Origin of the sequence: Streptomyces sp. NPDC093598, from assembly GCF_044764825.1 — a bacterium.
Taxonomy (GTDB): Bacteria; Actinomycetota; Actinomycetes; order Streptomycetales; family Streptomycetaceae; genus Streptomyces.
The window spans coordinates 657,178-679,025 of sequence record NZ_JBIWIV010000001.1; the positions used below are offsets into that span (position 1 = coordinate 657,178).

General features: G+C 72.5%; 23 protein-coding genes. 14 read left to right on the top strand and 9 right to left on the bottom strand.

What is annotated here, in order from left to right; translation table 11 throughout:
• Positions 1–219 precede the first annotated feature (219 nt).
• Positions 220–1,605 carry a glycine betaine/L-proline transporter ProP gene (gene proP, locus ACIRDU_RS03055; protein WP_403573595.1) on the top strand — a complete coding sequence of 462 codons (1,386 nt, stop codon included), beginning with the start codon at positions 220–222 and terminating at the stop codon, positions 1,603–1,605.
• Positions 1,606–1,694: 89 nt separating this feature from the next.
• Complete coding sequence (locus ACIRDU_RS03060) at positions 1,695–2,366, top strand: O-methyltransferase (protein WP_403573598.1); 672 nt, start codon at positions 1,695–1,697, stop codon at positions 2,364–2,366.
• Between the two features lie 10 nt (positions 2,367–2,376).
• Here ACIRDU_RS03060 and ACIRDU_RS03065 read toward each other — a convergent pair whose 3' ends face one another.
• Positions 2,377–2,769, bottom strand: coding sequence for a hypothetical protein (locus ACIRDU_RS03065; RefSeq protein ID WP_403573600.1), 393 nt, complete (start codon positions 2,767–2,769; stop codon positions 2,377–2,379).
• Positions 2,770–2,868: 99 nt separating this feature from the next.
• Here ACIRDU_RS03065 and ACIRDU_RS03070 point away from each other — a divergent pair, with 99 nt between their 5' ends.
• Entirely contained in the window at positions 2,869–3,276 is a 408-nt protein-coding gene (locus ACIRDU_RS03070; protein WP_403573603.1) for a DUF1992 domain-containing protein, read from the top strand.
• Positions 3,277–3,295: 19 nt separating this feature from the next.
• Here the strand turns inward: ACIRDU_RS03070 and ACIRDU_RS03075 are convergent, their stop codons facing one another.
• Positions 3,296–3,931 (bottom strand): hypothetical protein, encoded by a 636-nt coding sequence (locus ACIRDU_RS03075; RefSeq protein WP_403573605.1) that lies wholly within the window; start codon positions 3,929–3,931, stop codon positions 3,296–3,298.
• Positions 3,932–3,936: 5 nt separating this feature from the next.
• A complete protein-coding gene (locus ACIRDU_RS03080; protein WP_403573608.1) occupies positions 3,937–4,647 on the bottom strand; it encodes a hypothetical protein in 711 nt (236 codons plus the stop codon).
• Between the two features lie 170 nt (positions 4,648–4,817).
• On the opposite strand from ACIRDU_RS03080, the gene ACIRDU_RS03085 reads away from it, so the two are divergent.
• The gene (locus ACIRDU_RS03085; protein WP_403573611.1) at positions 4,818–5,309 is read left to right on the top strand and encodes a GNAT family N-acetyltransferase; all 492 of its coding nucleotides are present in this window, start codon (positions 4,818–4,820) and stop codon (positions 5,307–5,309) included.
• Positions 5,310–5,311: 2 nt separating this feature from the next.
• Here ACIRDU_RS03085 and ACIRDU_RS03090 read toward each other — a convergent pair whose 3' ends face one another.
• Positions 5,312–7,363: a DHA2 family efflux MFS transporter permease subunit gene (locus ACIRDU_RS03090; protein WP_403573614.1), complete on the bottom strand. Its 2,052-nt coding sequence runs from the start codon at positions 7,361–7,363 to the stop codon at positions 5,312–5,314.
• Positions 7,364–7,522: 159 nt separating this feature from the next.
• Here ACIRDU_RS03090 and ACIRDU_RS03095 point away from each other — a divergent pair, with 159 nt between their 5' ends.
• Positions 7,523–9,034, top strand: coding sequence for a peptidoglycan-binding protein (locus ACIRDU_RS03095; RefSeq protein ID WP_403573616.1), 1,512 nt, complete (start codon positions 7,523–7,525; stop codon positions 9,032–9,034).
• A gap of 27 nt (positions 9,035–9,061) precedes the next feature.
• Positions 9,062–9,616 carry a chloramphenicol phosphotransferase CPT gene (gene cpt / locus ACIRDU_RS03100; RefSeq protein WP_403573619.1) on the top strand — a complete coding sequence of 185 codons (555 nt, stop codon included), beginning with the start codon at positions 9,062–9,064 and terminating at the stop codon, positions 9,614–9,616.
• A gap of 60 nt (positions 9,617–9,676) precedes the next feature.
• On the opposite strand, the gene ACIRDU_RS03105 is transcribed toward cpt, so the two are convergent.
• Positions 9,677–10,336 (bottom strand): HAD-IA family hydrolase, encoded by a 660-nt coding sequence (locus ACIRDU_RS03105; RefSeq protein ID WP_403573621.1) that lies wholly within the window; start codon positions 10,334–10,336, stop codon positions 9,677–9,679.
• A 211-nt stretch (positions 10,337–10,547) separates the two neighbouring features.
• A complete protein-coding gene (locus tag ACIRDU_RS03110) occupies positions 10,548–11,129 on the bottom strand; it encodes a TMEM165/GDT1 family protein (RefSeq protein WP_403573623.1) in 582 nt (193 codons plus the stop codon).
• Between the two features lie 390 nt (positions 11,130–11,519).
• On the opposite strand from ACIRDU_RS03110, the gene ACIRDU_RS03115 reads away from it, so the two are divergent.
• From ACIRDU_RS03115 to ACIRDU_RS03140, 6 genes are all read left to right on the top strand, one after another.
• The gene (locus tag ACIRDU_RS03115; RefSeq protein WP_403573626.1) at positions 11,520–12,164 is read left to right on the top strand and encodes an HNH endonuclease family protein; all 645 of its coding nucleotides are present in this window, start codon (positions 11,520–11,522) and stop codon (positions 12,162–12,164) included.
• A gap of 77 nt (positions 12,165–12,241) precedes the next feature.
• Positions 12,242–13,879, top strand: coding sequence for an alkaline phosphatase D family protein (locus ACIRDU_RS03120; protein WP_403573629.1), 1,638 nt, complete (start codon positions 12,242–12,244; stop codon positions 13,877–13,879).
• 281 nt (positions 13,880–14,160) lie between these two features.
• Complete coding sequence (locus tag ACIRDU_RS03125; RefSeq protein ID WP_403575111.1) at positions 14,161–16,032, top strand: FAD/NAD(P)-binding protein; 1,872 nt, start codon at positions 14,161–14,163, stop codon at positions 16,030–16,032.
• An 83-nt stretch (positions 16,033–16,115) separates the two neighbouring features.
• The gene (locus ACIRDU_RS03130) at positions 16,116–16,568 is read left to right on the top strand and encodes a DoxX family protein (protein ID WP_403573632.1); all 453 of its coding nucleotides are present in this window, start codon (positions 16,116–16,118) and stop codon (positions 16,566–16,568) included.
• A gap of 256 nt (positions 16,569–16,824) precedes the next feature.
• Positions 16,825–17,421: a DedA family protein gene (locus tag ACIRDU_RS03135; protein WP_403573635.1), complete on the top strand. Its 597-nt coding sequence runs from the start codon at positions 16,825–16,827 to the stop codon at positions 17,419–17,421.
• Positions 17,422–17,551: 130 nt separating this feature from the next.
• Positions 17,552–18,838, top strand: a complete 1,287-nt coding sequence (locus ACIRDU_RS03140; RefSeq protein ID WP_403573638.1) for a phosphatase PAP2 family protein — start codon at positions 17,552–17,554, stop codon at positions 18,836–18,838.
• A 14-nt stretch (positions 18,839–18,852) separates the two neighbouring features.
• Here ACIRDU_RS03140 and ACIRDU_RS03145 read toward each other — a convergent pair whose 3' ends face one another.
• On the bottom strand, positions 18,853–19,083 hold the full coding sequence (locus tag ACIRDU_RS03145) for a DUF2277 domain-containing protein (protein ID WP_403573642.1): 231 nt from the start codon (positions 19,081–19,083) through the stop codon (positions 18,853–18,855).
• 102 nt (positions 19,084–19,185) lie between these two features.
• Between ACIRDU_RS03145 and ACIRDU_RS03150 the strand changes: the two genes are divergently transcribed.
• Positions 19,186–20,082: a ketopantoate reductase family protein gene (locus ACIRDU_RS03150; protein WP_403573644.1), complete on the top strand. Its 897-nt coding sequence runs from the start codon at positions 19,186–19,188 to the stop codon at positions 20,080–20,082.
• 51 nt (positions 20,083–20,133) lie between these two features.
• Positions 20,134–20,487, top strand: coding sequence for a hypothetical protein (locus ACIRDU_RS03155; RefSeq protein WP_403573647.1), 354 nt, complete (start codon positions 20,134–20,136; stop codon positions 20,485–20,487).
• Between the two features lie 18 nt (positions 20,488–20,505).
• Here the strand turns inward: ACIRDU_RS03155 and ACIRDU_RS03160 are convergent, their stop codons facing one another.
• Positions 20,506–21,177, bottom strand: coding sequence for a DUF305 domain-containing protein (locus tag ACIRDU_RS03160; protein WP_403573649.1), 672 nt, complete (start codon positions 21,175–21,177; stop codon positions 20,506–20,508).
• A 104-nt stretch (positions 21,178–21,281) separates the two neighbouring features.
• On the bottom strand, positions 21,282–21,680 hold the full coding sequence (locus ACIRDU_RS03165; protein WP_403573651.1) for a DUF6153 family protein: 399 nt from the start codon (positions 21,678–21,680) through the stop codon (positions 21,282–21,284).
• Positions 21,681–21,848: the final 168 nt, after the last annotated feature.

Consider the following 21,848-nt stretch of genomic DNA (forward strand, 5'->3'; position numbering starts at 1 on the left):
TCCTCGCGGACGCGATATGGATCACATGAAGATCGGTTGTGAACCGCTTTCCGTCGGGCAGAAGCACCAGCACAGCCGCGATTTACGTGCAGTGTGCAACGAAAGACGCACCGCCCGTAAGCGGAGAAAATCCGCCTATCGTCGCTTTTTCGGCCCGTACGACAGCGCCGCCGCGCGGGACCGCGTCCCTGTCCCCGTCGAAAGGTAGGCGAACGAGTCTTGTCGACTGTCTCAGTCGTCGCCCCCGCGTCCCTCGGGAAGAACCGCACAGCGAAGGCCCCCGACCCCACCGTCACCGACCCCGCGCTCGTCAAGCGCGCCGTGAAGGCGGCCGCGCTCGGCAACGCGATGGAATGGTTCGACTTCGGCGTCTACAGCTACATCGCGGTCACGCTGGGCAAGGTCTTCTTCCCCTCCGGCAACCCCACCGCCCAGCTGCTGTCCACGTTCGGCGCCTTCGCCGCGGCCTTCCTGGTCCGACCCCTCGGCGGCATGGTCTTCGGCCCGCTCGGCGACCGCGTCGGCCGCCAGAAGGTCCTCGCCCTCACCATGATCATGATGGCGGCGGGCACCTTCGCGATCGGCCTGATCCCGTCGTACGCGACGATCGGCGTCGGCGCGCCGATCCTGCTCCTGGCGGCCCGCCTCGTGCAGGGCTTCTCCACCGGCGGCGAGTACGCGGGCGCCTCCACGTTCATCGCCGAGTACGCCCCCGACAAGCGGCGCGGCTTCCTCGGCAGCTGGCTGGAGTTCGGCACGCTCGCCGGCTACATCGGCGGCGCGGGCCTGGTCACGATCATGACCGCCCTGCTCTCCGCCGACGACCTGACCTCCTGGGGCTGGCGCATCCCGTTCCTGATCGCGGGCCCGATGGGCATCATCGGTCTCTACCTGCGGCTGCGCCTGGAGGAGACCCCGGCCTTCGCGGCCGAGGCGGAGAAGGCCGAGAACAACCGCCCGAAGACGCCGCTGCGCGAGATGGTCACCGGCCAGTGGCGCGCGCTGCTGCTCTGCGTCGGCCTGGTGCTGGTCTTCAACGTCACCGACTACATGCTGCTGTCGTACATGCCGAGCTACCTGACCGGTCAGCTCCACTACGACGAGACGCACGGCCTGCTGGTCGTCCTCGGCGTGATGGCCGTGATGATGATCGCCCAGCCGTTCATGGGCGCGCTGACCGACCGTGTCGGCCGCCGCCCGGTGATCGCCACCGGCTGCGCGGGTTTCCTGCTGCTGTCCGTCCCGGCCCTGCTGCTGATCCGCGAGGGCAGTCTGCTCGCGGTCGCGCTCGGCATGGGCGCCCTCGGCCTGCTGCTGGTCTGCTTCACGGCGGCGATGCCCTCGGCGCTGCCGGCGCTGTTCCCGACGAAGGTCCGCTACGGCTCGCTGTCGATCGGCTTCAACGTCTCCGTGTCCCTGTTCGGCGGCACCACCCCGCTGGTGGTGACGGCCCTGATCGGCGCCACCGGGAACATGATGATGCCCGCGTACTACATGATGGCCGCGGCCGTGATCGGCGGTTTCGCGGTGTGGCGCATGGCGGAGTCGGCGGGTCGTCCGCTGCCGGGTTCGGCACCCTCGGTGGCGGGCCGACACGCCGAGTGAGTTCCCGCTGACAGGGGCCGCCCGCACCAACTATCGTCGTGACGCCAGTAGTTAGGGATGCTAACTATGCGTACGAAAGGTAGGGGCGCATGAGCGAGTCGCACGTCTGGGACGAGGTCGACGCCTACTTCACCGCCCACCTCGCACCGGACGACGAAGCCCTGGCGGCCGCCCTGCGGGACAGCGACGCCGCCGGGCTTCCGCACATCAACGTCGCGGGGAACCAGGGCAAGCTCCTCCAGCTCCTCGCCCAGATCCAGGGCGCCCGCCACATCCTGGAGATCGGCACGCTCGGCGGCTACAGCACCATCTGGCTGGCCCGCGCCCTGCCCGCCGACGGGCGGCTGGTCTCCCTGGAGTACGACCCCCGGCACGCCGAGGTCGCCGTCCGCAACATCGCCCGCGCCGGTCTGGACAAGCTGGTCGAGGTGCGGGTGGGTCCGGCCCTGGAGTCGCTGCCCAAGCTGGCGGACGAGAACCCGCCCCCGTTCGACCTGGTCTTCATCGACGCCGACAAGGTCAACAACCCGCACTACGTGGAGTGGGCGATCAGGCTCACCAGCACGGGCAGCCTGATCGTCCTCGACAACGTCGTCCGGGGCGGCCGGGTCGTCGACGCGGACAGCACCGCCCCGGACGTGACGGGCACCCGCACCGCGATCGAGCTGATCGCCGGCCATCCGAGACTGAGCGGCACCGCGATCCAGACGGTGGGCATGAAGGGCTACGACGGGTTCGCGCTGGCGCGCGTGCTGGCGTGAGCCCTCGCCGTCACACCTCGTGGTAGAAGCCCACGTTGACGCTGCGCGGGGCGGTGCGGTCCTGGATGATGATCTCGCCGCTGCCGCCCCTGGGCAGCGGGACGGTGCCGCCGTAGGCGAGGGGCTGGGCGTACTCCCCCGTCGTCAGCCGCACCTCGGAGGACGGGTCGGGCTGGGAGCCGCGCAGCCAGGTGACCTGCCAGGTCCCCTCCGGTCCGCACAGGAACTCCAGGTGGACGCGGGAGACGAACAGCCAGTCGTCCGGCGTGCTCAGCCGGCACACGGACTTGTCGCGGCCCACCCGCAGCACCGCGCCCGGCTCGCTGGGCGCTTCGGCCATGAGCATGCCGGCCGTGGCGCCCGCCTCCGCCTCCGCGACGGTGGCCATGGTGAGTTCGAGCACGTGCGCTCCTTCTGAGACGTCCTGGTGGTCAGACAGACAGGCCCTCGGCCCGCCGCATGATAAAACGCCCGGCCGCGCGGTGTCCGGCACAATGGCCTCATGACCGAGCGAAAGCCACCAGGCGTCGACTTCGAGTCCTGGGTCGACAAGCAGATCCGTGACGCGGAGGCGCGCGGGGAGTTCGATCGGCTGCCGGGAGCGGGCGAACCCCTCCCGCGCGACATCGAGACCACCTACGACGAACTGTGGTGGGTCAAGCGGAAGATGGCCCGCGAGGGCTTCTCCGTCCTCCCGCCGGCGCTGGCGCTGCGCAAGGAGGCGGAGGACGCGCTGGAGGCCGCGCTCGCGGCCCCCTCGGAGCGGATCGTCCGGAAGATCATCGACGAGGTCAACGACAAGATCCGCGACATGATGTTCAAGCCGCCGCCCGGCCCCCCGCTGGGAAAGAAGCCGTACGACGTCGAGGACGTCGTACGGCAGTGGCGGGAGCGCCGGGCGGACCGGTGACCGGGGGCTTTCCCCCGGCTCACACGTGCAGCAGCCGTTCGGCCAGCTCGCGGTAGTCCTTCAGGGCCAGCCGGAGCTGCTCGGTGTCGGCCGACGAGACGGACTTGCCCTCGCCGCCCTCGACGGACTGCCAGGAGTGGCGCAGCGTGCGACGGCGCTGCGTCACGGCCTCGGTGAAGCGGGCCGCTATCTCCTCCAGCACGTGGTCGGCCTCCTCGACGGCGGCCCTGGGCCCGTCGACGAACCCGGCGACGGCGTGCTGCAACTGCGCACCGAGCTTGTCGGACTCGTCGTGGGCGAGGAGGTGGGACCGGTTCTTCGCGGAGCCGGTCTTGTCCGGGCCGGTGCCGTAGGAGTCGCCGCGGGGGGCCTCGGTGCCGTGCCGACCGGTGCCGGGCACGTCGGTTCCGTGGGCCGCGGCACGGTCCGCGTCGGTGCCGTGCGTGACGCCGCGGCCGGCATCGGTGACGTGCGTGGCGCCGCGGTCCGTTTCGATGCCGTGCGTCGTGCCGCCGCGGGCCGCTTCCGTGTCACGGGCCGCGCCGCGGTCGGTGCCGGGTGCGGTCGTGCCGTGGCCGGTGCCCAGGGCGCTCTCGCCGCGGGCGTCCGGGGTGGTCGGCGTATGGCCGCCGGGCGGTCGGGTCATGTCGGTCATCTGCCTCAACTCTCCTTCGCCTGACGTCGGTTGATCGCCCACGGCATGTGCCCGCCGCGGGCCGGAGCCTTGCGGCCGCCGTTCAGTCCGGCACGGTGGTGCCCGTCGTGCCGTCCCTCCTCGTGGCGTCCGCCCGTGTGGCCGCCGCCGTCGTGGCGGGCCGGCTTCACCAGCTCCTCGAACAGGGCGCGGGCCGCCACCATGGCCTCACGCATGTCTTCCGTGCCCTGGCCGCCGTCACGGGCGTCCTCCGCGCGCAGATGTGCCGCGCGGTGCACGCGCCGGTAGCCGTCCACGTGGTGGGCGTGGTGCACGGACAGCGCGGCCAGCTGTTCCTCGTACTGCCCGCCGTCCGGGAAGCCCCGGGCACCGGCCAGCTCGGCGAGCAGCCGGTCCGCCTCGGCGACGGCATCGCGCGGCGAGTCGACGAACCGCTCCTGGGCGGCCGTCCAGCGCGCCTCGTACTGCTCGCGCTGCGCCGGCTCCAGCGACCGCTCGCGCAGGTCGCCGTGGCGGTGCAGGCGCTCGGTCAGCTCGCGCTCGGCCGCTTTGGCGTCACCGTCGTGCCGGGCGACGGCCCGGTCGTACTCGGGTCCGAAGCGGCGCTTCAGGCTCGGGCCGCGCCGAGGCCCGCGGGCGCGCAGGGTCATGACGGCCGCGATGATGACGACGACCGCCGCGATCACGATCAGAGCAATGATCAGGCCAGTGGACATGAATGCCTTCCGGGTTCTCGGCCCAACCGACTCTCCTCGCGAGCCGGTTCGCCCGTCGGGTTGCCCCAAACCCCGTATCCAAACGGCGCCCGGGCGCAACCGGGGCGCGAACACTTGGCCGGGACTATTCGGTTGCGCGTCCGCTGGGGTGCCTGTGAAGAATGCGGTTCATGACGTGGACCGTGACCCCGGAACCGTACGACTCCCCCGTAGCCGCCGCTCTTTGGCGGGCGTACTACACCGAGGTCAGCGACCGCTGGTACCTGCTGCACGAGGGGCGCCGGACCGACCCGGCCGAGCTGGAGCGGGAGATCGCCGCCCGGCCGGGTGCCGATCTGGCGCCGCCGCGGGGCCGGTTGCTGGTCGCCCGGTACGGCGGTGAGCCGGCCGGCAGCGCGGGCGTACGGCTCCTGGACGGCACGACCGCCGAGCTCACGCGGGTGTTCCTGCACGAGTCGATGCGCGGCAGGGGCGGCGCCCCGCTCCTGGTCGGGGCCGCCGAGGACGCCGCACGCGCGCTCGGCGCCACCCGGATGATCCTCGACACCCGCGGCGATCTCGTCGAGGCCCGCGGCCTGTACGCCCGCCTCGGCTACCGGGAGACCGCACCGCACAACGACGACCCGTACGCAGAGCACTGGTTCAGCAAGGACCTGGCCTGAACTCAGACCCGCTCGTCCGTGGGGAGCGCGCTGTACGGCCGCTCGCGCCGCGATCCGCACAACTCGCCGTTCATCTCCCGCACGAGGTCGACCAGATCGGTCGGCCGGTCCGGCCCCCACCAGTCGCCGAGCAGCTCGGCGAGGGACTCCTCGCGGGCCTCGGCCAGCCGGTCGGCGACCTCGCGTCCCCGGCCGGTCAGCATCATGTCGAGGCCTTGGCGCACGGCGAGGCGGCGCTCCTCGGCCTGTCGGGCGGCCTCCATGACGACGGTCAGGGGCACGGGCATGTGATCGGCCAGCGCACCCGGTTCCACCGAGCCGTACCGGCGGATCCGCAGCAGCAGCCAGCTCGTCGCGGGCCGCAGGTCGTAACCCGCCCGGGCGGTGATCTCGCGGTAGATATCGCGCCGCCCCGCGCGGGTGCCGAGCACCGACAGCGCACGGCACACCTCGTCGTACGAGGACCGCTCGACGGGGTTGCTGGCCAGGGTCTCGGTGACGTCGGGCGCGGTGACCGAGCCGCGCAGCCGGTCCTCCTTCAGGAACCAGGCCAGCAGGAATCCGAGGAGTGCGACGGGGGCGGCGTACAGGAAGACGTCCGTGATGGAGACGGCGTAGGCGTGCAGGGCCGGCGGGCGCAGGCCGGGCGGCAGGGCGGCGATGCCGCGCGGGTCGGCCTCGAGGGTGTCCACGGAGACGCCGGGCGGGAGCCGGGCGCCCCGGAAGGCGTCCGTGAGCTGGTCGCCGAGCCGGCCCGCGAAGACCGTGCCGAAGACGGCGACACCGAACGAGGCGCCGATGGAGCGGAAGAAGGTCGCGCCGGAGGTGGCCACGCCCAGGTCCTCGTACGGGACCGCGTTCTGCACGATGAGCACGAGGACCTGCATCACCAGGCCGAGGCCGAGCCCGAAGACGAAGAAGAAGCCGCTCAACTCGGCGGTGGAGCTGTGCTCGTCGAGCTGGTGGAGCAGGAGCAGCCCGAGCGTGGTGATGCCGGTGCCGGCGATCGGGAACACCTTCCAGCGGCCGGTGCGGCTGACGATCTGCCCGGAGGCCGTCGAGGCCAGCAGCAGGCCCAGCACCATCGGCAGCATGTGCACACCGGACATGGTCGGGCTGACGCCCTGCACGACCTGGAGGAAGGTCGGCAGGTAGGTCATGGCGCCGAACATCGCGAATCCGACGACGAAACTGATGACGGCGGAGAGGGTGAAGGTGCGCACCCGGAAGAGCTTGAGCGGCAGCACCGGTTCGGCGGCCCGCCGCTCGACGGCCACGAAGGCGACGGCGAGGACGACGCCCAGGACCGCGAGGCCGACGATCCGCCAGGACCCCCAGGGCCAGGTCGTCCCGCCGAGCGAGGCGACCAGCACCAGGCAGGTGGCGACGGCGGCGATGAGGAAGGTGCCGAGGTAGTCGATGACGTGCCGTTGCGCCTTTCGCGGGATGTGCAGGACGGTCGCGATCACGGCGAGCGCGACGACGCCGACGGGCAGGTTGACGTAGAACACCCAGCGCCAGCTCAGGTGCTGGGTGAACAGCCCGCCGAGCAGCGGTCCGAGCACACTGGTCGCGCCGAAGACGGCGCCGAACAGCCCCTGGTAGCGGCCGCGTTCACGGGGCGGCACCAGATCACCGACGATCGCCATCGACAGCACGATCAGTCCGCCGCCGCCGAGGCCCTGGAGGGCCCGGAACGCGATCAGCTGAGCCATGTCCTGCGCCGCGCCGCACAGCGCGGACCCGATCAGGAAGATCACGATCGCCGTCTGGAACAGCCTCTTGCGCCCGTACTGGTCGCCGAGCTTGCCCCACAGCGGGGTGGCGGCCGTCGCGGCCAGCAGATACGCGGTGACCACCCAGGACAGGTGATCCAGGCCGCCGAGATCGCTGACGATCGTGGGCAGCGCGGTCGACACGATGGTCTGGTCGAGGGCGGCGAGCAGCATGCCGAGGAGCAGGGCGCCGATGGAGACCAGGACGTTCCCGGGCACCCGCTCCTGAGCCGCAGCGTCGTGGGGTGACAGTGTGGTGGCGTTCCCGTCCCCGGCCATGAGACCTCCTGTGTCTCCTGTGACATTTTCCATCGTGACCGCTGTGACCTGTTATGGCCCGCCGGGCCCTTTTGGAAGCCGTGGTTCCGGGGGCTCGTCGCCCGCGCTGTGGAGAAGATCTGGATAATCTCTGGAGTTCGCGAGGGGAGGGAGGAACGCGTGGAACCGTCGAACGGCCACCCGTGCCCGGAGTGCGGCGCCCCCAGACGCCGGGACAACACCCCCGCCTGCGCCTGCACCCACCGCGCCGCAGAGGCCCTCCGCGACGCCCGCACGGCCCAGGCGGCGGCAGCGGAGGACTTCGATCCGCTGCGGATCCGCCCGTACGTGGAGATCGACGCGGGGCGCTCCGGGCCGGACACCGGCGAGGGGCTGCCCTCCTCACCGGCCGGGACGACGACGCCCCCGCGCCCGGGGGAAGCCGTGAGGGCATCCGAGGCGGCCCAGGCCGCGCCGTCCCGCACCACACCCCCGGCCGAGTCGGCCGCGACCCCGTACGCCTCCCCCACGGACGCCACGGCCACGCCCCCGCGGACACGTCCCGGCACCCCCGGGCGGCCCGGGGCCGACGCCGCGGAGCCACCGCAGGCCGAGAAACCCGGACCCACGCCCCGAGGCACACCAGGCCCAGCCGCAGCCGACATCAGCGCAACGGCCCCGCGCCAGGACACCCCGCGGACACCCGCACCCGCCCCCTGGCAGCCCGGCACCGGCCTCGCGAAGGCACCGCACGCCCAGGGCCCCGGGCCCGCGGCCGACAGCACGCCGGGGCGGCCGGCGACGGCCGGCGGCGGCGTCGCCCTCCCGCACGGCGGGTCCTCACACCCCGGAAGCACCGCTCGGCCGTCCTCCCCCGCCGACGTCACCATGCCGCTGCGCCCCGTCGACGCGGACGCGACCACCGTGCTGCCGGCCACCCCCGCCACCTCGGTGACTCCGACGCCCCTGGCCCCTGCCGCGGCCGAGCCGAGCGTCACCGACCTGCGGATGTCCGACGGGACGGCGGGGGCGGCTCGCGGCGCGCCGGAAGGGGGCGACCCCGGTGCGCGGAGGTCCGGGCGACGGCGCCGGATCCTCCTGATCGCCGCCGCCGCCTGCGTCGCCGTCGTCGCGGCGGCCGGGTACGCGAGTGGGCTGTTCTCCTACGAAAGCCCGTCCCGGGACACCGCCCTGCCGGACGGCATCCGGGCGAGTGTGCCGGACGCCCCGTCGAGCAGCGCGGTGTCCGCACCCGCGAAGGGCAGCGCGTCGGCGGTCGTGCCGACCCCGGCCGCACCGGCCCCGTCGCCGTCCCGCGGCGGGAGCCCGTCCGCCTCCCCGTCGCCGTCGGCACCGAGCGCCTCGGCGAGCCCGTCGCAGTCGCCCTCCCCGTCGGCACCGCGGACGTCCGCCACCGCGACCGGCCCCGGGCAGGCGCCTGTGGACAACTCCCGCCAGAGTGACGGTCCCGCTGTCCTGCGCCTCGGCGACCGCGGCCCGGAGGTCACCGAACTCCAACGCCGCCTGCGCCAGTTGTACCTCTACGACGACGACACCGACGGCACCTTCGACGACCGGCTCGAGGAAGCGGTCCGCACCTATCAGTGGTCACGCGGCATCCAGGCCGACGACCTCGGCGTCTACGACCGGGAGACCCGGGCGAAGCTGGAGTCGGAAACCCGGGAGCCATGACCGGCCCGGCCGCCCTACTGTGACACCGTGGCTACTCAGGTGATCGTTCTCAACGGCGGTTCGAGCTCGGGCAAGTCCGGGATCGTCCGGTGCCTGCAAGAGGTCCTGCCCGGTCCGTGGCTGGCCTTCGGTGTCGACTCGTTCGTCGAGGCGCTGCCCGCGAAGCTGCGGGACTCGGACAGCGGGATCACCTTCGCGGCGGACGGCGGCGTGAGCGTGGGCGCGGAGTTCCGGGCCCTGGACGCGGCCTGGACCGAGGGCATCGCCGCCATGGCGCGCGCGGGCGCCGGGATCATCGTCGACGACGTCTTCCTCGGCGGCCCGGCGTCCCGGCAGCGGTGGGAGAAGGCCCTGTCCGGACTCACCGTGCTGTGGGTCGGCGTCCGGTGTGACGGCGAGGTCGCCGCGGGGCGCGAGATCGCCCGGGGGGACCGGATCCGCGGCATGGCCGCGTCACAGGCCCGGGTGGTGCACGAGGGCCTGGGCTACGACGTGGAGGTGGACACGACACACACCGAGTCCCTGGAGTGCGCGCGCATCATCGCCGCCCAGGTGACGCCTGCTCCGGCGCCGCCCGGGTGACGCATGCACCGGCGCCGCCGGGGGACGCCGTCGCCGCCCAGGTGACCCCGAGCGGCCGGATCACCCGATGGTGAGGCGGATCGTCCCGTCCGCCGCGGCCTCCACGCGCACCTTCGTGAGGTCCTCCACCACCACGTCCGGCGCGTGGGACGCGGCCCGGGGCCCGATCCCGACCACCGTCATCCCGGCGGCGCGTCCGGCCGCTATCCCGGCGCCGGAGTCCTCGAACACCACACAGTCCGCGGGGCTGATCCCCAGCTCCGCGGCGCCCTTCAGGAAGCCCTCCGGGTCGGGCTTGCTCGCCCCGACGGACTCCGCGGTCACCCGCACGTCGGGCTGCTCGAGACCGGCCGCCGCCATCCGCGCCGTCGAGAGCGGCACGTCGGCGGAGGTCACCAGCGCGTGCGGCAGCCCCCGCAGTGAGGCCAGGAACTCCCGCGCCCCGGGGATCGCGACGACACCGTCCGTGTCGGCCGTCTCCTCGGCGAGCATCCGGGCGTTGTCGGCGTGGTTCTGCTCCATCGGCCGTTCGGGCAGGAGCAGCGCCATGGAGGCGTAGCCCTGCCGGCCGTGGACGACCTTCATGACCTCGTCCCCGTCGAGCCCGTGCCGTTCGGCCCAGCGCCGCCAGACGCGTTCGACCGAGGCGTCGGAGTTGACGAGGGTGCCGTCCATGTCCAGCAGGAGGGCGCGGGCGGTGAGCACGGCGGTGGCCGTCATCGGCAGCTCCAAGGCTCGGTGCGCGTTCCAGCGCGGGAGAGGGGCGGACGACGGATCGCGACCGTCACACCCCCGGGAGGGACAAGGCGGCCCCGCCCGCCGGTCAGGGAAAACGGGCGGAGGCCACTTTGTTCCCCCACGGTACAAAACAAGGCGGCCCTCGCGCCAGGGGCCCCCTGCGGACGTTCACCCACTGTTCAGCTCGCCCGGCTCAGCCGGTCACGGCCTCCCACAGGCTCCAGACCCCGAGCCCCAGCATCACCAGCGCCGCGATCTGCGTGATCAGCCGCAGCGGCACCTTCTTCATCAGCGCCTTGCCGCCGACGATGCCGAGCCCGGCCACGGCCCACAGCGCGAGCACCGCGCCCAGGCCGACGGAGAGCGGGTCGTCGTAGCGGGCGGCCAGGTTCGCGGTCATGATCTGGGTGAGATCGCCGAACTCGGCGACCAGGATGAGCATGAAACCGGCGCCCGAGACCTTCCAGAAGGACTGGTTCTCCGGCTTGCGGACCTCTTCCTCGTCCTCGCCCTTCTTCAGCAGCAGCACCGCGGCCCCGCCCAGGAAGAGCACGCCCGTGAGGGCCTGCACGATCTGCTGCGGCAGCAGCGTCAGCACACTGCCGGCCGCGACGGCGAGCGCGACGTGCAGCGCGAAGGCGGCGGCGACACCGGCGAAGACGTAGGAGGCGCGGTAGCGCGTGCCGAGGACGAGGCCGGCGAGGGCGGTCTTGTCCGGCAGTTCGGCGAGGAAGACGACGCCGAAGACGACGGCCGTCACGGTCAGGCTGATCAAGGGTTCCTCAATCGGTCGGGGCTGCCCCACCGAGAGTGCTGGATCTTCACACACGACACCTCGGCACGGCAGCACACTCGGCGCCCGTGCCGGGAGGCACAGGCGTGCACTGCTTTGCCGAAGGTCTCGCCGGCAGGTCCGTGAAGGACCGGCCTCCGGGCGCCGGCTCAGGCGGGCTGAGCAGTATGTCGACGGTCCGGCGAAGAGCTACTCCCCTTCTGCGCCGTCCATGGTACGCGACGCCTCTGGCGTGAAAACTTTCCGCCCGAACCTTGTCATGTCATGGACGCGTCACTAACTTCTCACCGGGCGCACACCTGTGCGCAACACGGCACCGCGAGCATTCCCCTCGCTCGCAAGCCAACACCCCCCTCTCCCCAGGGAGTTCGCATGCCCAGGTTCTACGCGCGTCGACGGCTCAGCCTGGCCGCGGCCGCCACCGCGCTCATATCGGCCGCCACCCTCTTCAACGCCCCCACGGCCTCCGCCGCCCTCCCCACCCCCGTGAGCGGCGCCACCGCCCGCTCCTACCTCGCCTCGCTCACCGTGGCGACCGAGGACCGCACCGGCTACAACCGCGACCTCTTCCCGCACTGGATCACCCAGTCCGGCGCCTGCAACACCCGCGAGGTCGTCCTCGAGCGCGACGGCTCGAACGTCCAGCAGGACTCCTCCTGCGCCGCCACCAGCGGCAGCTGGTACTCCCCGTACGACGGCGCCACCTGGTCCGCCGCCTCCGACGTCGACATCGACCACCTGGTCCCGCTGGCCGAGGCCTGGGACTCCGGCGCCGACTCCTGGACGACCTCCCGCCGCCAGTCCTTCGCCAACGACCTCACCCGCCCGCAGCTCATCGCGGTCACCGACAACGTCAACCAGGCCAAGGGCGACCAGGACCCGGCCACCTGGATGCCGTCCCGGACGACGTACCGCTGCACCTACGTCCGCGCCTGGGTGCAGGTGAAGTACTACTACGGCCTCTCGGTCGACTCGGCCGAGAAGTCCGCGCTGCAGAACTACCTGGCGAGCTGCTGACACGCTGATTCGTGTCGGGACCTCCCCGCTGACCTCCGTCGTTCCGTACCGTACGGGGCGACGGAGAGGGGAACGACATGAGCGCACTGCGCCTCGGACCGCTGCTGAGGTACACCGACGGCTCGTCCGCGACCGTGTGGGTCGAGACGAGCCGCCCGTGCACCGCCGAAGTGCGCTGCGCCGACGGCGCCGGCGGCACCGCCCGCAGCTTCCAGATCGCCGGCCACCACTACGCACTGGTCCCGGTGACCGGTCTCACGGCCGGCACGACCACGACGTACGAGGTGTTCCTCGACGGCACACAGGTGTGGCCGCTGCCCGGATCCCCCTTCCCGCCCTCGGCGATCCACGCACCGGGGCCGGAGGGCGACCTCAACGTCGCCTTCGGCTCCTGCCGCTGGGCCTCCCCGCCGGCGGGCGGCGACGACCCCGTCGGCCCGGACGCCCTGGACGCCCTCGCCACCCGCCTCGCGGCCGACCCGGAGGGCGAGCGGCCGCACGTCCTGCTGCTGCTCGGCGACCAGGTGTACGCCGACGAGACCTCCGACTCCACGCAGCGCTGGCTGGCGGGCCGCCGCGACCTGAAGGAAGGGCCGGGCAACGGAGTCGCGGACTACGAGGAATACACACACCTCTACTACGAGTCCTGGCTCGACCCGCGCATCCGCTGGCTGCTGTCCACCGTGCCCAGCTTCATGATCTTCGACGACCACGACGTCATCGACGACTGGAACACCTCCGCCGCCTGGCTCGCCGACATGCGCTCCACCGGCTGGTGGCAGGAGCGGCTGCTGAGCGGCCTGATGTCGTACTGGGTCCACCAGCACCTCGGGAACCTCTCCCTCGAGGAGCTGGCGGCCGACCCGGTGTACGAGGCGGTCCGCGAGGTCCCCGACGGCACCGATGTGCTGCGCACCTTCGCCGCCCGGGCCGACGCCGACGCGGCCTCGGTCCGCTGGAGCTACCGGCGCGACTTCGGGCGCGTACGCCTGGTGATGGTGGACAGCCGGGCCGCCCGGGTCCTCGCCGAGGACGAGCGCGCGATGCTCGACCCGGGCGAGGACGCCTGGCTGCGCGAGCAGGTGCGGGACACGCCCGAGGCGTACGACCACCTGCTGATCGGCACCTCGCTGCCCTGGCTGCTGCCGCATCTCGTGCACGACGCCGAGGGATGGAACGCGGCGCTGTGCGGCGGCGAGCGGGGTGCCCGCTGGGCGCGCTTCGGGGAGAAGGTGCGGCGCGCCGCCGACCTGGAGCACTGGTCCGCGTTCCCGGAGTCCTTCGCGGGGCTGGCGGAGCTGATCGCCGAGGCGGGCTCGGGGCGGGACGCGCCGGCGACGGTGTGCGTGCTGTCCGGGGATGTGCACCACGCCTACATCGCCGAGCCGTCGTGGCCCGGCCCGGGCCCGGACGCCCGGGTGGTGCAGCTCGTGTGCTCGCCCGTCCACAACTCGGTCCCCCTGTCGATGCGTCTGGCGTTCCGCATCGGCTGGAGCGCGATGGCGCGGGGCCTCGGCCGCGGCCTCGCCCGGCACGGCCGCCTGCCGAACCCACCGGTCAGCTGGCGCAAGACCGGCGGCCCCTGGTTCGGCAACCAGCTCATGACGCTGACCATGCGCGGCCGTTCGGCCCGGCTGCGACTGGAGCAGGCCGAGGCCCGCCGGGGAACGGGTCCACGCCTGACGACGCTCCTGGACTCCGAACTCGCCCCGTAACCCACCGTTTCCCCTGATTACCACCGCTGTGTTCCGTGATGCCCCGGGATGCTAGTGAGGCATCCCACAGCGACCGTCAATCCTTTCCCACGAGCCTCGGTTCCCGCTCCCGGCGACGGCATGATGAGGCGGACCGTCCGCTTCCTGCCCGGCGGACCGCCGACCCGCGCCCCATACGTCCGGGAGTCCCACCCTTGTCTGCGTCGCCCGAGGAAACCGAGGAATCCGTACCGGCCGAGGGTCAGGGACCGGCCGCGAGACCCGCGAGTGTCTCCGTCGCCCTGGTCGGCGCCGGACCGCGCGGCACCAGCGTCCTGGAGCGCCTGTGCGCCTCCGCCCCGGAACTCCTCCCGCCCGGTGTCCGGCTGACGGTTCATGTGATCGACCCGGACCCGCCCGGCCCCGGCCGCGTCTGGCGCACCACCCAGTCGCCCGAGCTGTTGATGAACACCGTGGCCTGCCAGGTGACCCTGTTCACCGACGACAGCGTGGACTGCTCGGGCCCGATCCGCCCCGGCCCGAGCCTGCACGAGTGGGCGGGCGGCAGACTCGGCCCGGACGAGTACCCGACCAGGGCCGACTACGGCCGCTACCTGGAGTGGGTGTTCGCCGAGGTCGTACGGCAAGCGCCGCCGGCCGTACGGATCGAGACCCACCGGGCCCGCGCGGTGCGGCTCGACGACACTCCCGGCGACCGCCAGGCCCTCACCCTCGACGACGGCCGCACGCTGACCGGCCTGTCCGCGGTGGTCCTGGCCCAGGGGCACCTGCCGACGGCCGCCGACCCGGACCTGCTGCGCCTGGCGGCCCACGCCGCCCGGCACGGCCTGCGCCACGTCCCGCCCGCGAACCCGGCCGACGTCGACCTGTCGTCCATACCCCCGGGCGAGCCCGTCCTGCTGCGCGGCCTCGGTCTCAACTTCTTCGACCACACGGCCCTGCTGACGACCGGCCGGGGCGGCCGTTTCGTCCGGGACGCCGAGGGGCTGCGCTACCTCCCCTCCGGCTTTGAACCGCGGCTCTTCGCCGGTTCGCGGCGCGGCGTCCCGTACCAGGCGCGCGGCGACAACGCGAAGGGGCCGTACGGCCGGCACGTCCCGCTCGCCCTCACCCCGGAGGTGATCGCGGGGTTCCGCAAGCGCGCCGACTCCGGGGAGGCGCCCGATTTCCGCAGGCACATATGGCCCTTGGTGGCGAAGGAGGTGGAGACGGTCTACTACGCCGCGCTGATCCGGCGGGCCCCGGCCTCCGCGTGGCGGGAGCGGGAGTTCGCCGACCGCTTCGTCGCCGTCCCGCACGGGGACCCCCGGGAGGCGCCGCTGCTGGACGAGTTCGGGGTGCCGGAGGCCGACCGCTGGTGCTGGGAGCGGATTTCCCGCCCGTACGCCGGACGGGACTTCGCGCATCCCGGCGAGTGGCGCGACTGGCTGCTGTCGTATCTGCGCGAGGATGCCGCGCAGGCCGCGCTGGGCAATGTGCACGGGCCGGTGAAGGCGGCTCTCGACGTGCTGCGCGACCTGCGCAACGAACTCCGGCTGATCGTCGACCACGGCGGCCTGGCCGGCGCCTCCCGCCGGGACCACCTGGACCGCTGGTACACGCCGCTCAACGCGTTCCTGTCCATCGGCCCGCCCCGGCGCCGCATCGAGGAACTCGCGGCCTTGATGGAGGCGGGGGTGGTGCAGGTGCTCGGGCCGCGGCTGCGCGTGTCGGACGAGGACGGGGCCTGGACGGCGTACTCCCCCGACGTGCCGGGGTCGGCGGTCCGTGTGAGAACCCTCATAGAGGCCCGTCTGCCCGAACCCGACCTGCGGCGCACCGACGACGACCTCTTGGCCGGCCTGCTGCGGAGCGGGCAGTGCCGCCCGCACACCGTGGACGGTTATGAGACAGGCGGTTTGGACGTCACCTCCCGCCCCTATCGGCTGATGGATCGTCAAGGAGTTGCACACACAAGGCGGTTCGCGGTCGGAGTGCCGACAGAAGGCGTGCACTGGGTGACCGCCGCGGGAGCCCGCCCAGGGGTGGATTCGGTCACCCTTTCGGACGCGGATGCGGTGGCGAGAGCCGTTCTACGTGCGGCTGGGCCCGAGACAGGGACCCAATGGGAGGCAAAGCGGTGGCCAAATGTTGAACTTGAAAGCATCAATTAGGCACACCTAACGTGGGTTACTCCGCGGTATCCGTCCCCGACCGGCCTCCCCAGGGCCGGCCAACCGAAGGAGAGACCCCCCACATGACCGCTCGCCTCAACGGCGCACAGCCGTACGCGCTCGGACTGTTCCGGATCGTCGTCGGCCTGCTCTTCGCCTGCCACGGCGCCGTCGCCCTCTTCGGCGTCCTGGGAGGCGTGGACGGCAAGGGCGGCACCGCCGCGACCGGCGCCTGGCCGAACTGGTACGCGGCCGTCATCGAACTCGTCGGCGGCACCCTGGTCCTGCTGGGCCTCGGCACCCGCATAGCGGCCTTCATCTCCTCGGGCGCGATGGCCTACGCGTACTTCAAGGTCCACCAGCCCCAGGGCCTGTGGCCGATCGAGAACAGCGGTGAGGGCGCGGCCATGTACTGCTGGGCCATGTTCCTGCTGATCTTCACCGGCTCCGGCGCGTTCGGCCTGGACCGGCTGCTGAGCAAGCGCACCGCGGCGCAGGAGCAGCGCTCCGCCGGCCAGACCCCGGTGGCCGCCTGAGCCGCCCGGCCGGACACACAGCGGCGCCTTCCCCTGGGGGAGGCGCCGTTCCGTCTGTACCGGCCCGGTCGCCCGTATGCCGACAACTCGGGACGAGCCACGACGAGGTGAACACTCCGCACCGAACGTATGAGCCCCCCGTGAACCGCCCGTCACACCCCAGGCGTACGCTCTAAGGCTGTCATGGCCACTCCTGCCGTTCCCCCCGCGACATCGCGGCACGGTCTGGCCCACGGGGGAGTCACGGGGAGTTGCGGTGCTGGAGCAAGTGGGGCTGCTGGTCGGCAGCCCATGGATCTACGCGGCGGTGGCCCTGTCCGTCCTGCTCGACGTGTTCCTGCCGGTGCTGCCCAGCGGCGTCCTGGTGATCACGGCGGCCACGGCGGCGGCAGCGGGCACGGCGACCGATGTGCCCGACATCCTCGCGCTGACCCTCTGCGCGGCCACCGCCTCCGTCCTGGGCGACCTGATGGCCTACCGCCTCGCCTGGCGCGGCGGCGCCCGTCTGGACCGGGCGATCTCCCGTTCCCGGCGCCTGACCACCGCCCAGGAACGTCTCGGCGCGGCCCTCGCCCGGGGCGGTGGCGCCCTCGTCGTCCTCGCCCGTTTCGCTCCGGCCGGCCGCTCGGTGGTCTCCTTCGGCGCGGGTGCCGCCCACCGCCGCGTCCGCGACTTCCTGCCCTGGTCGGCCCTGGCCGGTTGCACCTGGGCCGCGTACAGCGTCGCCCTCGGCTACTTCGGCGCCCACTGGCTGGGCGCGAGCTGGCTGGCGACGGCGGTGTCGGTGGGGGCGCTGTTCGGCGCCGGGGCCGGGGCGGCGTATCTGATGCGGCGAGAGCCGCGGACGTCGTAGACCGAGCTCCGACTCACCACCCCGACCACTCCGAGACCTGGAAGCGGCTGAGACATTGACCACCACGGCGTCGCGGGAAGCCTCTCGAATACGACGGATCACGCTCGCCGCGAGACGGCATCCACGGGCGATGCTGTGGATCACGGCAGGCTTGATCACGCTCGGATTCCTCGTCGCGCTCCAGATCGCCGCGCACCACCTCGGCATCCCGGGGCCGATCACCACGCAGGCCCGCGAGGTGATCCACGCCCCCAAGTCAGGCTTCCTGCTGTACGCCAGCATGGCGCTGATGATGGTGGTGCTCACCTGGCGGCAACGGCTCATCGCCCTCGGCGCCGCGATCGGCATCGACCTCGTCTTCCTGCTGGTGCGGTGGGCGATCGGCGCCCATCCCGCCGAAGGCCATCCGTTCGGCAACGGCGCGCTGTGGGTGATCCTCGGCGTCGCGGTCTTCGCCCTCACCCGCCGCACCGGCCGGGAACGCGTCCTGATGCTGAAGGGCGTGGGGCTCGGCCTGCTGCTGGTGACCGGCCGCAAGACCGGTGACACCTGGCTGCTGATCACGTCGAAGACCCGCCCGGCCGTCCTCGACCCGTACGTCGCCATGGCCGATCACGCGCTGGGCAACCCGTCATGGCCGGCGGGGCGGCTCCTCAGGGCGAGCGGCCCGGTCGGTGAGCACGCCCTCGACTACGTCTACGCCCAGCTCGCGGTGGCCGCGGTCTGTGTGGCGCTGTACCAGCTGCGCAACGTGGCGGCCGAACGGCGCTTCCCGCGCCACCACCTGGTGCGCACCTTCCTGCTGATCGGCGTGCTCGGACCGGCCGTCTACATGATCTACCCCGTGGTCGGGCCGATCTTCGCCTACGGCCCCGAGGGCGGGAGTTGGGCGGCGGCCGACCTGTGGCCGAACACCCTGCCGCCGATCACCACCCCCTACGAGATGCCGTTCGACGGGATCACCCCGCGCAACTGCATGCCCAGCCTGCACACGGCGTGGGCCATCACGATCTTCATCCACTCCCGCAAGGGACCGCGCGCTCTGCGTCTCGCCGGCACGTTCTGGCTGGTCGCCACCCTCGCGGCGACGCTGGGATTCGGCTGGCACTACGGCGTGGACCTCGTCGCCGGCGTGGTGTTCGCGTACACGATCGAGGCAGGGCTGCGCACGTACGACCGCGGCTGGGACCGCGCGGGAACGCAGCTGATCGTCCACGGGACGATCGTCTTCGCGGCGCTGCTGGCGTCCTACCGCTTCCTGCCGCTGGAGATGGCCGCCCACCCGTGGCTCTCCGGCCCCCTCCTCCTGCTGGCGATGGCCTCGGTGGTCCACGGCTACCAGCGGACCACCCGGCTGTGGGAAGCGGAGGCCGCACCCGCGCCGCGACCGGAACCGCAGCCCGAACCGGCGATCTGAGGCCCTGGGGCCGGCTAGCTCGCCTTCCGGGCCGCGGCCCCGCGCACCTCCAGCCCGTCCAGCAACTCGGCCGTGGCCTGCGCGACGGCGTCCACGGCGCGGTCGAACACCTCCTGGTTGTGAGCGGCGGGGGCGCGGAACCCCGACACCTTCCGCACGTACTGCAAAGCGGCAGCGCGCACGTCCGCCTCGGTGGCCTCTTCGGGCATCGCGGGCGGACGCAGCGTCTTGATACTCCGGCACATGCCCCCAGTCTCACCCTTCTGGCCCCCGCACGACAGCGTTGCCTGCCATGATCGCTCCGAGGCGGCCACCGTCCCGGGGCCGACCGACGAGAGGAACTCCTCGTGGCGAACGAACTCACCGTGGCCGTCCTCGGCCCCGGCGGCGTGGGCGGCCTGCTCGCCGCCCTGCTCTCCCGCACCGGCCATCGCGTGATCTGCCTGGGCGGCGAGAAGACCGCCGAGGCCCTGCGCACCGACGGCATCCGGGTTCGCAGCGCCCGCTTCGGCGACTTCACGGCCCGCGTCGAGGCCGGCACCGAGCTGCGGGAACCGGTCGACGCGTGCCTGGTCACCGTCAAGCACACCGCCCTCGACGCCGCCTTGGCGCGGGTCCCCGCTCCGGCGCTGTCCGACGGCCTTCTCGTGCCGTTCCTGAACGGCGTCGAACACCCGGCGGCCCTGCGTGCCCGCTACCGCCCCGACCGCGTCGCCCCCGCCGTCATCCGCGTCGAATCGACCCGCGTCGCCCCGGGCGTCATCGAACACGGCAGCCCCTTCGCGGAGATCGACCTGACCGGCACGGACGTGCCCCGGCAGCGCCTCGACTCCCTCGCCGAGGCCTTCGCCACGGCCGGTCCCGCCACCCGTGTCCTGGAGGACGAGACGGCGGCCCTGTGGGCGAAGATGTCGTTCCTGGCGCCCTTCGCCCTGCTGACCACGCGCTACGGCCTGCCCCTCGGAGACGTCCGCACCCGCCACCGCGACGAGCTGACGGCCCTGGTGGAGGAGACGGCCGCGATCAGCCGCGCGTGCGGCGGCCCGGCGGACCCCGCCCAGGCCCTCGCCCGCTACGACGCCTTCCCGCCGTCGACGAAGTCCTCGATGCAGCGTGACGCCGAGGCCGGCCGGCCCCTCGAACTGGACGCCATCGGCGGCGCGTTGCTCCGCGCGGCCGAGCGCCATGGCGTACCGGCTCCGGTGGCGGCCCGCGTGGTGAGCGAGGTACACACGTTCGCATGAACCACAGGAAGGAACTCGCCTGCCAAATTCGAACAGGCGTATCATTGGGTCGTGGCTACGACCTATGACTTTCCGAGTGACCTCCTGGCCGGTCAGGAGGAACTCCATCAGGTCCGGGCCGAGCTGTCGGCCCTGCTGAAGCGGCTTCCCTGGTCGGTGGAGCCGCTGGACGGCTTCAGTGACGACAACGGCTGGCGCAAGGTGGAACGCCCCGCCTCCCCCGGCTGGACCGCCGACGAACAGGCCGAGGTGGAGAAGCTCCGGCAGCGGGAGCACGAACTCGCGGTGTTCGTCAGCACCCACCGCTACTGGTCCGAACTCGCCGGCCCCGAGCGGGTGGCGGCCCGCTCGGAACTGAAGCACGCGCACGAGGCTCCGCCGGAGGAGACCGGCGGAGCCTCGTGACGACGCCCGACCGTCAGGTCAGCTCTTGCTCTCGTTCTCGCCCTTGCCGAGGAGCTTGTTCATCTCGCGGATCTCGGCGTTCTGGGCCGTGACGATGTCGTCGGCCATGGCCTTGGCGGGCGCGTAGCGGCCCTTGCTCCGCTCGGTCCGGGCCATCTCCACGGCCCCCTCGTGGTGCTCGACCATCAAGGTCAGGAACTGGAAGTCGAAGGCCTTGCCCGTCAGCATCTCCAGCGCGGCCATGTCCTGCTCGCCCATCATGCCGGGCATGCCGGAGTGACCCGATCCGGAGTGGCCCGATCCGGAGTGGCCCGTGCCGCCGTCCGTGGCCGTGGGGACGACGTCCTCTCCCCAGGTCTTCAGCCAGCCGGTCATGGTCCGGATCTCCGGATCCTGCGCCTTCTCGATCCGCCCGGCGAGGTCCTTGACCGCCCCGGAGGAGGCTCGGTGGCCCGCCAGCCGCGCCATCTCCAGCGCCTGCCGGTGGTGCGGGATCATGCCCTGCGCGAAGGCGACGTCCTGGGGGTTGTGGGCGCCGGAGGGCGTGGGGCTTCCGGCGTCCGCGTGGCCGGCCCCGCCGGCGGCACGGTCGGCGCCGTCACCGCCGCAGGCGGCGAGGAAGAGCGCCGCGGCACCCGTCGCCGCCGCCAGGGCGGCGCGACGCGCCAGGGTACGAATGCTGTTGCTCATGCGTGAACTCCTGCTTCTGCACTGCTACGAGGGAGGGTGGATCCCGGACACGACGAGGCACCACAACCCGACCGGTCGGTACCGGCCGGCGTGGTGCGTGGTGTCTAGATCCGCAGAAGCTGGAGTTCGGCCAGGGAAGGCGGGGCGCGGGCACCCTCCGTGTTCACGAACGCGTACGCCCGTACGGCGCTCTCCCCCACGACCGCGGGGACCGGGTCGGCGACCAGCGGAGGCAACACCGGCCCACCGCTCACGGCCCCCGACGCGCAGGTCGCGTCGGCGTGCTGCACATGCCCGTCACCGCAGTGCCCGCAGGGCGCGGCCTGGGTCCGGGGCACGGCCGCCTGAAGGGCGTGCGCCTGCTGCCCATGGCTCTGCCGGGAAAGACCGCCACCGGGCGCCAGCCCGTGCATCCCCAGCAGCCCCGCCAACAGCCCCAGCACGCACAGCACATGCCACCGCCGAACGGCGGGTCGCAGGGCGCGCTGCTCGGGGCTGATCACGTGCTCATCGTAGAGACACGCCCCACGTCGGCACCGAACCGGGTGGACACACATGCGAGTTGCCGCCGGATGTGCGACGGGCCGTACCTCCATCAGGTGAACTCATTCAACCTTCTACAACCGCGCGGCTCCCCTGGCGGGTCCTACACCCGCACCACACGAATGATC